Here is a 14,425-nt window from a genome sequence, read left to right on the forward strand (position 1 = left end):
CCGGCTACTCCCAGCCGAGGTCCGCCAGGTTCACGCGCCAGTTCGAGTCGTAGACCACCCCGGTCATCGAGGAGTCGGCGACCAGCGCTTCGGCCGGCTGGAACAACGGGAAGAACGGGGACTCCTCCTGGAGCGCGCGTTGCCACTCCCGGTACGCCTCCTCCCGGTCGTCGTCGGTCGCGACCCGCGCGGCGTCCCCGACCTCGGTGACCGCGGGCGCGGCGTCCTCGGGCCAGCCCGCGCGCTCGCCGTGCAACGCGCCGGGCATGAACGTGAGGTAGGCCTCAGGATCGGGGAAGTTCGGGGCGTTCGGCGACAGCGCCAGCTCCGTGTCCCCGTCGCGATCCCGTTCGAGGAAGGTCTCGATGGGGGCGGGATCCAGGACCACCGAGAGCCCCGCCTCGTCCAGTTGCGACTGCACGATCTCGGCCACCGGCTCGAAGGCCAACCCGTTGAAGTTGATGTCGCTCGGGTACGTCAGCTCGACGTCCTCGCCGTCGTAACCCGCAGCGTCGAGGGACTCCTCCACCCGATCGAGGTCGCGCTCGGGGACCTCGTCCTGCGGGAGCGCGCCGAGGAACTGCTCGCCGATCACGCTCGGGGCGAAGCGGGTGTCCGGCCCGGCGAAGTCGACGAGCTCCTCGTAGTCGAGCCCGTGGCGCACCGCCTCCCAGAACTCGGGCGACGCGGTCACGGGGGACAGCTCCTCGTCCGCGTTCGCGCTCATGACCCAGCTGTCTGGCGCCGCGTCGCTGTCGACCTGCAGGCCGGCCTCGTCCACCTCCTCCAGGTCGCGCCCGGCGAGATCGAGCACCAGGTGGCTCTCGCCGCTCTGGATGTTGAGCCGCTGCGTCTCCGTCTCGACGTTGCGCAGCACGATGCGTTCGAACTCGGGCACCTCGCCCCAGTAGTCGTCGTTGCGGGTGAACACCACCTGCTCCTCCGCGGAGAAGCTCTCGAGCTCGAACGGACCGCTGCCGGCGGACTGCTCGTTGAGGTGGGCCTCGGCCTCGTCGTCCTGGTCGGCGCCCTCCTCGGCGGTGCCGCCGGCGGCCTCGACCTCCTCGCGGTTGACGATGCCGAGGGCGGGCGAGGTGAGCTTGCTGATGAGCGTCGGCAGGGGCCGCTCGGTCTCCATCTCCACGGTCAGGTCGTCGACCGCCTCGATGCGCTCGACCTCCTCGAGCAGGAACGATCCAGAGCCGAGGAGGTTCCGTTGACGCCGCAGGCTGAACTCCACGTCGTCGGCGGTGAGCTGGCTCCCGTCGGTGAACGTGACGTCGTCGCGCAGTTCGAACGTGAAGTGCTCCGCGTCGTCGTCCATCTCCCAGTCATCGACGAGCATGGGCACCGGCTCGCTCACGTCGCCGGCCTCGAAGGTGAACAACGTGTCGTAGAGCGCGCGGGCCACCGTGTGACCGGTGGGCTCCCACTGGCGACCGGGGTCCGCGGTCGTGAGCACGAACGAGTTGTCCACCACCAGCGAGTCGGGCCGGTCGCCCGCGTCGTCGGGCTCGTCGTCGTCCGGCTCGTCGTCGGGCTCGTCGGTCTCGTCCTCCGCGACGTCGGCGTCGTCGTCGGCCTCGTCGTCGTCCGGGGCTCCGCACGCGGCCGCGACGAGGACGACGAGCAGCAGGCACACGAGCGAGGCGGATCTGCGACCGAGCAGAGCGATCATCTCCCGTCCTTCCTGGGCACCGAGCGTGGGGGTGTCCCGGGTGCCGCCGCCGGCACGGAATGTCTCTTCCGTAACGGTCGCCAGCCGACCGGAATAACGAGCAGCGTAGGAGCCCCGAACTAGGACCTCAAGCACTTCGGCCGAGGTTCTATAGATTACCGAACAGGGCGTGAACCGGCGACCGACGCGGCTCGGTCGGGCGCGGACAGCGTCAGTCCTCACCCTCCAGTTCGGTGGGCAACTCGAACTCCAGGGTGCCTTGTTCGGTCCGGTGCACGACGATCTCGTACTCCCTTGGTCCGACGCCGTCGACCCCGGTCTCGAACAGGCGCAGCACCTCGTCCCCGTCACGATCGACCCATTCGAGCGCCCCGAGGTCCTCCCGGAGCCCGTCGCCACGGAGCGAGACCTCGTACTCGTCGGGATCGGCGCCATCGACGAGACGGTCGGGACTCCCCCAGTCGGCGACCCGCAGCGTCGGCTGCGGCCCGGTCTCCAACCATGCGATGGCCGCACCGTCCGGCTGCCAGCGCTCGGCCACCCGTGCTGCGTCGTCCCCACCCAGCACGTACTCGTATGACTCGTCATCGTCCGCTCGGGTCGCGATGACCCGTGCCTCGTCTGGTGTGCGCAGCAATCCGCCGAACCGCTCGGCGGTCTGCCCGGGCCATGCAGACGCGCCGAACTCCCGGCCTTCGACCTCCTCCTCGTGCCACACGTGGAACCGGCCCTCACCGTCCACCGCCCAGCCGAGAACGGGGTCCGGCCCCTCGGATTCGGGGTCCCGTCCCGACATCAGCCAGCTCAGTACCGCGTCCGAACGGAGCTCCGCCGCTGGCTGCAGGGTGGCCAGGACCTCGGCGACCTCGGCCGTGTCGAGCCCTCGGGCCTCCACCGCGACGTCGACACCCGGCGCGAGGAAGGTGGACCAGTGCGGCTCTGACGGCACTTCCCGGGCGACCTCCGTGACGAGCGGCGCATCCACTCGGTGGGCGGGCACCGTTCCGGCGGTGTCGTGCTCCCCATCGGTCAACACCCTCGGCGCCGTGCCCAGACTCGGGAGGACCCTTGCCAGCGGACTGATGGCCAGACCCCGCCAGTCGTCGAGCAGCTCCGCGCATGTCGCGGCGGGCCCGTCGTCCACGATGAGCAGCACGAATCCATCGGGATCCACGTCGGGGCAGTCGTCGGCCCCGGGGCCCCCCGCCTCCACGTCCTCGTCGCGGCCGGAAGGCTCCTCGAGGGGGGGTCCGAGACCCCCGTCCCAGTCCTCGGCGGACCCGAACGGCGGCTCGTGGACCTCCCAGTCGTCGGGCACCGTGAGCACCGCGTTATCGACGGTGACCTCGTCGCCTGCACCGACCGCACCGAGGAACACGTCGGCATGCCGATCCGGTAGGAGCCAAGCGGTGCCGGCCAGCGCCACTCCCACGAGGACCACCGCGCTCGCGGCGCCACCGGCCCACCGGTGGATGCGGCGCCGCACGATGCGTCGGTCCGCGCGGACCCACACCTCGCTCGGATCGGGACCATCGCCTGCACGCCGCTCCAGGGCTCCGCGAATCCTCGGATCCGTCATGGCGCTTCACCCTCCCGATCGCCGGCGAGCTCGGCGCCCTCGCGCAGACGGGCCAATCCGCGCGAGAGCAGCGACTTCGCTGTGCCGTTCGGACAGCCCATCGCCTCCGCGACCTCCTCGACCGACAGGTCGGCCCAGTACCGGAGCACGACGGCGGTGCGTTGCCGCTCGGGGAGCTCCTCGAGCAGCACGCGCACGCGATCGGCATCGTCGTGCTGCTCGGGCGCCGGGGTGTCCGCACGCCCGTCGCCACGACGGCGACTCTCGAACGTGCGCTGACGCCCGACACGCCGGAAGTGACTGTTGACCTCGTTGACCACCGCCCGCCGCACGTACCCGGCCACGCGGTCGACGCGCCCGCGCCTCCACTGCTCGTAGGTCTTCGCGAAGGCCTCGGCGGTCGCGTCCCGGGCGACCTCCGAGTTACCGCACAGAGCTTGCGCGAGTCGTCCCACCTCGCTGACGTGCGCCGCGAAAACCTCCGCGAACTGGTCGCGGTCACCGTTCCGGAACCCCTGCATGACCCCGCTCGATCGGACGCGAGCCTTGGCTTGCTCCTCGTCCGGTCCGACGCCGCCGGGACCTTCGAGGATGCAGCGGTTGGTGGGTCCGAGGCAACGGCCCCCGACGTGCTACTGGAAGCCTTCACCCCACAGCACGGCGATCAGCGCGAGAAGGACGATCAGGGCGACGGTCCAGGCGACCACGCGTAGAACCCGCAGCAGGATGGTCCGTCCGCGGTTCGTGTGGCCCTGCTCCGTGGGCAGCCACGGATCATCGACGGACATCGGTGGTTCCCCCGGGAATCGCGAGCTTCGGTACGGGCGCACAGCGCCCGATCCGAACCCTACGTCGCGAGGCGAGTCCCCGTGGCTGGCCTCTCCCGGCCGGCTGGGCACCTCCGCTCGAGCGGGCCGCCTACCGCAGCTCGCGGCGCAGGATCTTGCCCGATGCCGACTTGGGTATCCGGTCGACGAACTCGACCTGTCGGACGCGCTTGTGCGGCGCGACCCGCTCGGCGACCCACGCCATGAGGTCCTCGGGATCGAGCTCGCCCGCGGCGACGACCACGGCCTTCGGCAGCTCGCCGGCCTCGGCATCAGGCACGCCGACGACCGCGCAGTCGGCCACCCCCTCGTGCTCGAGCAGCAGCGCCTCGAGCTCGGCGGGCGGCACCTGGAACCCCTTGTACTTGATGAGCTCCTTCAGGCGGTCGACGATGCGGAACCGGCCGTCCTCGTCACGCACCGCGAGGTCCCCCGTGCGCAACCATCCGTCGTCGTCGATCGTGTTCGCGGTCTCATCGGGGCGCCCCAGGTAGCCGCGCATGACCTGCGGCCCGCGTACCACCAGCTCGCCCTCCTCCCCGATGCCGGCCATCGTCCCGTCCGGGTGGCGGATGGCGGCCTCGGTGTTCGGCACGACGAGCCCGACGGCGTCGTGCCGGTTCCCACCCGGCTGCAGCGACGAGAGGTGGGTGACCGGGCTCGTCTCGGTCAGTCCGTAGCCCTGCGCGACACCGCAGCCCAGCCGCCGCTCGATCGTGGCGGCCACCTCGGGGCTCAGAGGTGCAGCGCCGGAGAGCACCATGCGCAGGCTGCTGAGATCGTGCTCGTCGACCGACGGGTCGTGGGCGAGCGCGAGCGCAATGGGCGGGACCACGAAGGCGCGCGTGATGCGCTGCTGCTCGATCACCCCGAGGAACTGGGCGAGATCGAAGCGGGGAAGGGTCACCACGCGCGCGCCCTGCCACAGCCCGAGGTTGAGCACCACGACCATTCCGTAGATGTGAAAGAACGGCAGCACCGCCACGACCCGGTCCCACGGCTCGATCTGCAGGAACGGCTGGCTCTGGCAGAGGTTGGCGACCAGGTTGCGGTGGGTGAGCTCGACGCCCTTCGGTAGGCCGGTGGTGCCGCTCGAGTAGGGCAGCACCGCCAGCGCCGAGTGCGGGTCGCGGGGGTCCTCCTCCAGCCGGGGCTTCGTCGCGAGCAGGTCGTCGAACGCGAGCGCGCCCTGCGGCGCCTCCCCCACGACGACGAGGGTGAGATCGCCCGCCTTCGACGCGGCGGGCTCGGCCGTCGCCAGCAGCGCGTCGGCGGTGACGAGCACCTTCGCGGCCGAGTCCGCGAGCTGGTGGCCGAGCTCCTCGGCGGTGTACAGGGGGTTGACGGTCGTCACGATCGCCCCGGCGAGCAGCACGCCGTGGAACGCCGCGGCGAAGGCCGGACCGTTGGGCAGGTGCAGCGCGACGACGTCGTCGGGGCGGATCCCGAGCCTGCGCAGGGCGGTCGCGAACCCGGCCGCGCTTCGCGCGAGCTCACTCCGCGACACGACCCGGTTGGTGGCACCGTCGACGATCGCGGGCGCGTCACCGTTGCCCTCGACGCCACCCAGCACGAGCTCGGGCACCGTGACGTCGGGGATCTCGACGTTCGGAAAGATGCTCCGAGTGATCATCCCGCCTCCTTCTACTGCCCTCACCTGGACCGTCAGCGCAATGCCTCCCGAAGGCTGAGCGTAAACGCGGTCGAGTTCCAGTGAAGGACCGCGCCTTCAGGCTCGCGGCTTCGGCACGGCGCCCCTCCGCGCGTGCGACCACCGCATGATCCGCGCGGAAGCCGGACTCACGCGCCTCAAGCGCTCGTGGCTCCGTGCGTTCCCGGACCCCTACATGTTGTGTGTCCGGAACGTCCCCTACGGATTCCTTTCGTTCAACAACTTGGCTTGCAAGGATCCTCGATCCGCTGGGACCCGCACCACGAGGCGGGCCACCCCGGCACCAGCGGTGGCCCCCACATCCACCGCCCCACAACCTCGAAGGGAGTGGTCATGAAGGCATCCCGGGCAGCGTTACTGCTCAGCCTGTCCCTACTCGTCGTGCTGGTGATCGGCGCCCCCGTCATCGCGGATGAGCACGATGACTTTGACGAAGTGTTGATCAACGAGATGGCGACCCGCGGACCCGGCGGAGCCACGGACAATTTCATCCTCGTCACGAACCACGGGGACGAGGCGGTCGACGCGTCCGGCTGGGAGATCCAGCGGTGCAACAACACCGGCACCGGGTTCGTGGGCACCCAGGTCACCGTCGAGGACGGGACGACCCTGGAGCCGGGCGACGAGTACCTCGTCGCGCACGATGACGGTTACACGGGCGATCGCGAGCCCGACGCGACCTACGGCGTCTCCATCTCCGACGACGGCGGCGCGCGCATCAACGACGACGGCGAGATCCTCGACAGCGTCGGCTTCGGGACCAACGCGAACAACTGCACCGTCGGCGATCCCGGGGATCCACTCACCACCGGGGAGGGCGACGATGGCCTCAGCCACCACCGCGTGGACGACACCGGTGACAACGCGAGCGACTTCGAGAAGGCCGCACGGTCCGTCGACGACACCGCCGACGGTGAGGTCCAGTTGGTGGAGATGTCGACGCGTGGACCTGGGGGTGCGCAGGACAACTTCGTGCGCATCGAGAACGTCGGCGGTTCGAACGTCGATGTGTCCGGTTGGGCGATCGAGCGGTGCAACAACACCGGAAGTGGTTTCGTCGGTACGCAGGTCTCGATCGACGACGGGACCGTGCTCGGGGCTGGTGAGGACTACCTCGTCGCGAAGGACGGCGACTACACCGGGGACCGGACGCCGGACGCGACCTACGGCGTCTCCATCTCCGACGACGGCGGCGCGCGCGTGGTCGATGGTGACGATGTGGTGGTCGATGGGGTCGGCTTCGGGACGAACAACAACAACTGCACCCAGGGAGACCCCGCCGAGGAGTTGACCTCAGCTGAAGGTGACCAGGGCCTGTCGCACCACCGGATCGACGACACCGGTGACAACGCGACCGACTTCGAGAAGGACGCACGCAGCGTCGATGACGACAACGGGAACGGCGAGGCGCCGAGCTGCGACGACCCGACCGCGATCTCCGAGATCAACACCGTCGGCGACGACGGGCTGCCGGACACCGACATGCTCGACGAGGACGTCGCCGTCGAAGGCGTGGTCACCGCGAACTTCCTGGACGGGCTGAACGCCTTCTTCGTCCAGGAGCCCGAGCTCGACCTCGACGCGGACGGATCGCAGGGGATCATGGTCTACGCCCCCGACGATGACGACGACGTCGTGGCCGTGGGCGACGAGGTGTGCGTGACCGGTGAGGTCGACGAGTTCAACGGAACCGTCCAGCTCAGCTGGGCCGACATCGACGTGCTCGACAGTGAGCAGGAGCTCCCCGAGGCCATCGACCTCGAGATGCCGGTCGACGATCGCACCGAGCTCGCGGCGATCGCCGGGATGCGTGTGGACATGACCTCCGCCGAAGGGGCCATGACCGTCACCCAGAACTACTTCCAGGGGCAGTTCGGCGAGTTGGACCTGAGCGCCACCGGCCGCCTCTGGAACCCCACCGAGTTGTACGACCCGCACACCGAACTCGACCTCGTCGAGCAGGAGCAGGAGGACAACCTCAACAGCTGGATCAAGCTCGACGACGCCAGCAGCGAGGAGAACGCCTCCCCGACGCCGTGGCTGGAGAACGGCGCCGACCGCGCCGGCGCGCAGACCGAGGACGTCATCGAGGGCATCACCCACTACCAGCACGGCAACTACCGCGTCCAGCCGACCGACAAGGACGCGATCGAGTTCACTAACGAGGACAACCCGCGGCCGGACGAGCCGCCGGACGTGCTCGCCGGCGCCGACGAGGGCACGGAGACGGTGACCGTCGCCGGCTTCAACGTCCTCAACTACTTCACGACGCTCGGCGACCGCGGCGCCTCCACCGAGGAGGAGTTCGAGCTCCAGGCCGCGAAGATCGTCACGGCCATCACGAAGATGGACGCCGACGTCGTCGGGCTCATGGAGATCGAGAACAACTTCGGTGAAGAGGACGCGGCGATCGACGACCTCGTCGAGCGCCTCAACGACGAGGCCGGCGAGGGCACCTACGACTACGTCGGTCAGGACGAACTGATCGGCAACGACGCGATCTCGAACGCGCTGATCTACCAGCCGGAGGAGGTCACCCCCGTCGGCGAGCCGGCGGTCTCCGACCAGGAGGCCATGGTCAACCCGCGCGACGCGGACCAGGAGCGCAACCGCCCAGCGGTCACGCAGGCGTTCGAGACCGACACCGGTGACGTCTTCGTCGCCGCCGTGAACCACCTGAAGTCCAAGGGCTCCGGGTGCGACGAGGAAGGCAACATCGGCGACGACGACGAGTGGCAGGGCAACTGCAACGGGACGCGCACCGACTCCGCCGAGGAGCTCGTGCGCTGGCTCGAGGAGGACGACCCCACCGGCACCGGCGCGGACGAGATCGCCATCATCGGCGACATCAACGCCTACGCCCAGGAGGACCCGGTCCAGGCGATCCTCGACGCCGGTTACCAGGACACGCTCGCCGACCAGCTCGGCGAGGTCTACACCTACGTGTTCGACGGGGAGCACGGCCGGCTCGACCACGGACTCGTCTCCGACGAGTTGGTGGACGCCGGACGGCTGGTCGACGCCGACGTCTGGCACATCAACGTCGATGAGCCGGCGGCGTTCGACTACAACGCCTGGAACAACGAGGAGGACCAGGACGAGAGCGAGTTCCGCTCGTCCGACCACGACCCGATCCTGCTGGGCCTCCAGTTCGAGGAGGAGCCCGAGCCGCAGATCGAGGCCGAGTTCGGCGATCCCCGCGGCCGGGCGATGACCGTCCGCACGAACGTCGTGCCGTTCTCCGTGACCGACGCGGAGGGTGACCCCGTCGACGACGCCGACATCACCGTCGAGGTGGAGACCTCGGACGGTGAGACCTTCGAGGCCGACGTCAACCAGCGCGGTGGGGACGGCGAGTACCACGCCCGGTTCTCGACCGACACCGCCGGCGATACGACGCTGACCGCCTTCGACGCCGACGGCAACGAGCTCGGCGACACCGTCATCGAGCTCGAACAGCGTCCCGGCGGCCCGCCGGCAGGCGGGGGCCCGCCGGGCAACTGAGCCCTCGCGGGGGCGGCCGAACCGGGCGCCCCCGCGATCCGACACTCGGAGGTCGAGACGGGGGTCGGCCTCCGAGCAGCACGGCTTCACCGGCAACGGTTCGTGTCTGGTGCTGGAACCCGGGTCCGAACCGTTCGAGATGCCGGTTCACGTCACCGGAGGTGACCGCTATGTCGAAGACCCACCCGCCACGCACGACCCGTGACCACCGACGACCGACGATGGTCCTCATCGGCGCCATCGCCGCGATGATGCTGTTGGCCGCCCCGACCGTGGGGGCCAGTCCCGGCCCGCCGGAGCACGCCGGGGGTCCGCCGGACCACGCGGTCGGCCCGCCCGACGGTGTACCACCGGGACCCCCGGACGGCGTACCGCCGGGCCCGCCGGACGGGGTCGACCCGCCGGGTCACGACGTGGACGTGACGATCCTGCACGACACCCATCTGCACGGCTCGTTCGGGGACGCCGACGAGCCGAACCTCGCGACCTACAGCACGCTCGTGGAGGAGCGCAAGGAAGCCAACGACCATGCGATCTTCGTCGGTAACGGAGACGAGATCGCGCCGTCGGTGATGTCGAGCGTCTTCCGCGGCCAGCACATGATCGATGCCCTGAACGAATCTCCGCTGGACGTGACCACGCTCGGGAACCACGAGTTCGACTACGGGCCGGACAACGCCCGTGACCTGCTCGCCGACAGCGAGTTCCCCTGGGTGACCGCGAACGTGCGCGACCCCGAGACCGGGGACGTGTTCGGGGCCGAGCTCGGCGTCGAGCCGTACATCCTCGAGGAGATGGGCGAGGTCACCGTCGGCGTGACCGGGCTCGGTCCCGAGGGGATGGCCACGATCACGTCGCTGAACGGCGAGGCCGAGCAGATCGACGCGAACGAGGCCCTCGACGAGGTCGTCCCGCAGATGGAGGCCGACGGGGCGGACGTCATCGTCGTCGCCTCCCACCTCTGCGGCTCCGACGCTCGTGATGTCGCCGACGCCCGCGACGACATTCACGCGATGGTCGGCGACCACTGCTCCGAGGTGCTCGACGAGCCAGAGGAGCGCAACGGCACGCTGGTCTCGTTCGTGGGTGACGAGTACGACCACCTGGGCGAACTCACCCTGTCGGTCAACCCGAGCACCGGCGAGGTTCGCGGCCACGACTTCACGCGCCACGACCTCGAGGAGCTGGACCTCGAGCCGCATCCCGAGGTGCAAGCCGTCATCGACCACTACGAGGAGCAGCTCGACGAAGCCCTAGGCGAGGTGATCGGCGAGCGCACGGTCGAGTGGGACACCCGCACCGACGTCGTCCGCAATGAGGAAACCGGGATCGGGAACTTCATCGCGGACTCGATGCGCGAGTACCACGACACCGACATCGCGGTCCAGAACAGCGGCGGCATCCGCTCCGACGAGCTCTACGAGCCGGGCGACATCACCCGGCTCGACGTGGTCGAGATCCTGCCGTTCGACAACTACGTGGTCAGTGCGGAGATCCCCGGCGACATCATCGAGGAGATGCTCGAGCACAGCGTGTCGGCGATCGACACCGGAGACGGGCGCTTCCTGCAGGTCAGCGGCATCGAGATGACCTTCGACGGCAGCGCCCCAGAGGGCGAGCGCGTCACCGAGTTCACGGTGAACGGCGAGCCGGTCGACGAGGACGCGACCTACACGATCGCGACCAACGACTTCACCCTCGGCGGTGGTGACGCCTACGAGATGCTCGCCGAGGAGGCCGAGGTGATCGTCGACGCCGACGGCGGCCCGCTGCTGTCGCAGTTCATGATGGACACCATCGAGGACCGGGACGGCGAACCCGTCGACACCGGCGTCGAGGGCCGCATCGAGCGCCTCGACGACTGAGGGGTCACCAGCTGCGCCCTTCGTAGGATCGGCGTGGGGCCACCGGCCATGCGAGGCGGTGGCCCCACGCGAGGCCACACCGACGCGCGAGCCCGGGGTGGGGAGGGTCACGGACCCCGAGGCTCGGCACGCAACACGTCGAGCAGGACGCGCAACATCAGCACGGTGCCGGCGAACAATCCCGTCCAGCCGAGCACCTCGATCAGGCGCACGTCGGCGCCGGCGAGCTCCGGGCCGACCTCGGTCCCGAGCATAAGCACCGACAGCAGCCCGACACCCAGCGAGAGCACCGCGAGCACCGCACGGTCGAGCAACCGCTCGACGACGCGGACATCGGCAGCGTCGGCGAACAGCCGCACCCGCGCGGTCAGCCCACCGTGCTCGACCACGGTGGCGAGGCGGTCGAGGTGGCGAGGGGCACGGCGCAGCAGCGGGCCCAACTGGGCCCACTCGTGCTGCACGAACTCGCCCACTGACGCCGGGGTCATGCGCTCACGAGCCTCGGCACCGCCGAGCGCGGCGACCCGCTCGATCAACGGATAGCCGGGGGACAGCTGCTCCAGGGTGCCCGCCAGCGTCGCCAGCGCGCGGAACATCGTCGACGCCTGCGGCGGGAGGCGCAGGCCCAGCTCGGTCGTCAGCCGCAGCAGGTCGGTCAATGCCTGCGCGGGCGGCAGCCCCGGCCCGAGGTTGGCGGCCATGAAGCGTGCCAGTGCGCGCTCGATCTCGTCGGGATCGCGGGCGGGGCTCAGCGCGCCGACGGCCACCAGTGACTCGTAGAGCAGGGAGGGCTCCTCGAGCTTGATCGCCAGCAGCATCTGGAACATCGACGAGCGCTCGAACGTGTCGAGCTTGCCGGTCACCCCGAAGTCGATGAGCCCGAGCGAGCCGTCGGTGCACAGCACGACGTTGCCGGGATGCGGATCGCCGTGGAACCGCTCGCCGGCCATCATCGCCGTCACCTGCGAGGCGCACAGGTCGTCGCCGAGGACCCCCGCGTCGCCCACCAGCCGCTCGCGGGGGGCCGCCGACAGCGTGGGACCCACCAAACGCTCCATGACGAGGAGCCGCTCGGTGGTGTGCGCCTCGTCGATCCAGGGCACCCGCACACCGGGATAATCGGCCACGGCCGCGGCCATCTCGACGGTGGCCTCGCCCTCGTGGCGAAAGTCCAGCTCGGCGCGCAGCGCGTGCGCGAACTCCTCGGCCAAGGCCGTGACCTCGTACGCGCGGCCCCAGTTCGTGCGCCGCTCTGCGGTCCGGGCCAACCACACGGCGATCGCCAGATCACGCTCGACGACGTCCTCAAGCGCCGGCCGACGGATCTTGAGGACGACCTCGCGGCCGTCGTGCAGGCGCGCGGTGTGGGCCTGCGCGATCGACGCGGAGCCCAACGGCTCCCAGTCGATCTCCGCAAAGACCGCGTCGATGTCGCCCACCTCCGCGGCGATCGCCGCCTGCACCTCCTCGCGGGTCAACGGTCTGGCCGAGGCGTGCAACCGACCGAACTCGGTCAGCGCCTCGGGCGGCAGGAGGTCCGGGCGGGTCGCGAGCAGTTGCCCGAGCTTGGTGAACATGCCTCCGGCGCCCTCGAGCGCCGTGCGTGCCCGCCGGGCGAGCTCCGCGGGATCGCGCGTGGACACCCGCCCGCGTTTCAGTCCCAGGAACGGCGCGAGTCCGTGACGAGCGGCGAGACGGCTCCTGATCCTGCGCGGTCTCGATGCCGGGCGCGTGGGCCTTTCCCGGCTGTTGCGGCGCCTCCCACGCCTCCAACCCATCCTCGTCCGCTACCCGGGCCGGGCCAGTGCCGGAGGGCCCGGCCGTGCGGGGACCACGGACCTGTTGCCGTCAGATGCCAGACCCGCCACGATCTCGGCGACCCCGCTGACTGAGGCACGTCGGCCGTAGTGGCTCGATCCAACGCGCAGAAGTCGCGCGCCGGGCGCACTCGAAGAGGTCGGGGGCCGGTGCTCGTGACCGCTATCGGTGCGTGCGTCGTGGGCGCTCTCCCGACGCCGCCACGCGGCTGCGAGCAGCCCGGCCACGACGCCGACGCCGAGCCCCGGCTCGACACCGACCGTCAGCGTCGCCACGAACGTGACCCCCGCGACGGTGCCCTCGGCGCGGTGCTCTCGCCACAGCCGAACGATCTCCGGGAGATCGACTAGGCGCAGCACCGCCACGACGATGACGCCACCGAGCACCGCGCGGGGCAGGGGCTCCAGCAGCGGCGTCGCAACGGTGGCCACGACCACGATGAGCGCCGCGGTGACCAGGCTCGCCGCCGGTGTGCGGGCACCGGCCTCGTGGTTGACCGCGCTGCGCGAGAATCCCCCCGGCGACCGACATCGCGCTGAAGAGCCCCGCGGCGACGTTGGCGCTGCCCACGGCCGCGAGCTCCCGACCGGCACGAGGCTGTTCCCGGGTGGTGCGGGCCAGCGCCCGTGCGACGCTCCACCCCTCGGCGTGCCCGATCAGCGCGATCGCCACGGCCGAAGGCAGCAACGAGACCGCGACGGCCACGTCGAGGGGCGGCAGCGACGGCACGGGGAGACCCGCGGGGATGTCGCCCACGACAGCCACGCCCGCCCCCTCGAGACCCAAGCCGGCGGAGACCGCCACTCCGGCCACGAGCAGCAGGAGGAAGCCCGGGGCTCGCGGCGCCCATCTCCGGAACGCGAGCAACAGCACGATGGACCCGAGGGCGAGGGCTCCGGTGGGCAGATGCGCACCGTCGAGCCTGGCTGCGACCGCCCCCACCGTCCCGAGCGCCGTGTCGCCCCGGGCGCCGTCGATACCCAGCAGGTCCTGGGCCTGGCTGAGCGCGATCACGAGCGCGGCGGCGCTGGTGAACCCGACGATCACCGCGTGGGTGAGGACCTTGGTGAGCCACGACAGGCGCAACAGCGCGAGCGCCACCTGGATCCCCCCGACCAGGAGCGCGAGCAACGCGGCGAACCCCACGGCCTCGGTGGGGTCGCCGGCGTGCGGAGCGACCGCCGAGCCGGTGAGCAGGGCGACGATGGCGACCGGACCCACCGCGAGCTGGCCGCTGGTGCCGAGGAACGCGTAGACCACGACCGGCAGCGTCGCCGCGTAGAGCCCGACCACCGGCGGCAGGCCGGCGAGTGTCGCGTAGGCCATCGCCTGGGGGACCAGCAGCACCGCCACGGTGAGGCCGGCGAGCCCATCAGCGCGCGCCGTGGGCCCGTCGTAGCCACGCAGCCAGGCCGGCACCATCCTCGGCCGCTGGTGGCGCGGCGAGGCGTGGGTCCTGGACATCGGCCGTTGTTCCTCGTG

At 70.6% G+C, this 14,425-nt stretch carries 9 protein-coding genes and 1 pseudogene; 2 read left to right on the plus strand and 8 right to left on the minus strand.

Annotation, left to right across the window (positions count from 1 at the left end; genetic code table 11):
• Nucleotides 1-4: 4 nt before the first annotated feature.
• From ER308_RS10015 to ER308_RS10030, 5 genes are all read right to left on the minus strand, one after another.
• The gene (locus ER308_RS10015) at nt 5-1,678 is read right to left on the minus strand and encodes an ABC transporter substrate-binding protein (RefSeq protein ID WP_131154856.1); all 1,674 of its coding nucleotides are present in this window, start codon (nt 1,676-1,678) and stop codon (nt 5-7) included.
• A gap of 211 nt (nt 1,679-1,889) precedes the next feature.
• The gene (locus ER308_RS10020) at nt 1,890-3,257 is read right to left on the minus strand and encodes a hypothetical protein (RefSeq protein WP_131154857.1); all 1,368 of its coding nucleotides are present in this window, start codon (nt 3,255-3,257) and stop codon (nt 1,890-1,892) included.
• A complete protein-coding gene (locus ER308_RS10025) occupies nt 3,254-3,778 on the minus strand; it encodes an RNA polymerase sigma factor (RefSeq protein WP_131154858.1) in 525 nt (174 codons plus the stop codon). The genes ER308_RS10020 and ER308_RS10025 overlap by 4 nt, the downstream gene beginning before the upstream one ends.
• A gap of 111 nt (nt 3,779-3,889) precedes the next feature.
• Nucleotides 3,890-4,045 carry a hypothetical protein gene (locus ER308_RS21530; protein ID WP_165491970.1) on the minus strand — a complete coding sequence of 52 codons (156 nt, stop codon included), beginning with the start codon at nt 4,043-4,045 and terminating at the stop codon, nt 3,890-3,892.
• Nucleotides 4,046-4,175: 130 nt separating this feature from the next.
• Nucleotides 4,176-5,717: an AMP-binding protein gene (locus tag ER308_RS10030; protein WP_131154859.1), complete on the minus strand. Its 1,542-nt coding sequence runs from the start codon at nt 5,715-5,717 to the stop codon at nt 4,176-4,178.
• Between the two features lie 372 nt (nt 5,718-6,089).
• Here ER308_RS10030 and ER308_RS10035 point away from each other — a divergent pair, with 372 nt between their 5' ends.
• Entirely contained in the window at nt 6,090-9,260 is a 3,171-nt protein-coding gene (locus tag ER308_RS10035; protein ID WP_131154860.1) for an ExeM/NucH family extracellular endonuclease, read from the plus strand.
• A 170-nt stretch (nt 9,261-9,430) separates the two neighbouring features.
• Entirely contained in the window at nt 9,431-11,125 is a 1,695-nt protein-coding gene (locus tag ER308_RS10040) for a bifunctional metallophosphatase/5'-nucleotidase (protein ID WP_131154861.1), read from the plus strand.
• 107 nt (nt 11,126-11,232) lie between these two features.
• Here ER308_RS10040 and ER308_RS10045 read toward each other — a convergent pair whose 3' ends face one another.
• From ER308_RS10045 to ER308_RS10055, 3 genes and pseudogenes are all read right to left on the minus strand, one after another.
• Entirely contained in the window at nt 11,233-12,768 is a 1,536-nt protein-coding gene (locus ER308_RS10045; RefSeq protein WP_165491971.1) for an ABC1 kinase family protein, read from the minus strand.
• Nucleotides 12,769-12,912: 144 nt separating this feature from the next.
• Nucleotides 12,913-13,536, minus strand: coding sequence for a SulP family inorganic anion transporter (locus ER308_RS23190; RefSeq protein WP_131154863.1), 624 nt, complete (start codon nt 13,534-13,536; stop codon nt 12,913-12,915).
• Nucleotides 13,466-14,407 (minus strand): annotated as a pseudogene (locus ER308_RS10055) (SulP family inorganic anion transporter); the annotation flags it as partial. The pseudogene ER308_RS10055 and the gene ER308_RS23190, both read right to left, overlap by 71 nt.
• Nucleotides 14,408-14,425 lie beyond the last annotated feature (18 nt).

It is taken from the genome of Egibacter rhizosphaerae (assembly GCF_004322855.1).
Classification (GTDB): domain Bacteria; phylum Actinomycetota; class Nitriliruptoria; order Euzebyales; family Egibacteraceae; genus Egibacter; species Egibacter rhizosphaerae.

What these genes read in the sequence shown, in the direction of transcription:
- ER308_RS10015 (WP_131154856.1), bottom strand. Translation starts at nt 1,678, where the DNA reads ATGATCGCTCTGCTCGGTCGCAGATCCGCCTCGCTCGTGTGCCTGCTG.
- ER308_RS10020 (WP_131154857.1), bottom strand. Translation starts at nt 3,257, where the DNA reads ATGACGGATCCGAGGATTCGCGGAGCCCTGGAGCGGCGTGCAGGCGAT.
- ER308_RS10025 (WP_131154858.1), bottom strand. Translation starts at nt 3,778, where the DNA reads ATGCAGGGGTTCCGGAACGGTGACCGCGACCAGTTCGCGGAGGTTTTC.
- ER308_RS21530 (WP_165491970.1), bottom strand. Translation starts at nt 4,045, where the DNA reads ATGTCCGTCGATGATCCGTGGCTGCCCACGGAGCAGGGCCACACGAAC.
- ER308_RS10030 (WP_131154859.1), bottom strand. Translation starts at nt 5,717, where the DNA reads ATGATCACTCGGAGCATCTTTCCGAACGTCGAGATCCCCGACGTCACG.
- ER308_RS10035 (WP_131154860.1), top strand. Translation starts at nt 6,090, where the DNA reads ATGAAGGCATCCCGGGCAGCGTTACTGCTCAGCCTGTCCCTACTCGTC.
- ER308_RS10040 (WP_131154861.1), top strand. Translation starts at nt 9,431, where the DNA reads ATGTCGAAGACCCACCCGCCACGCACGACCCGTGACCACCGACGACCG.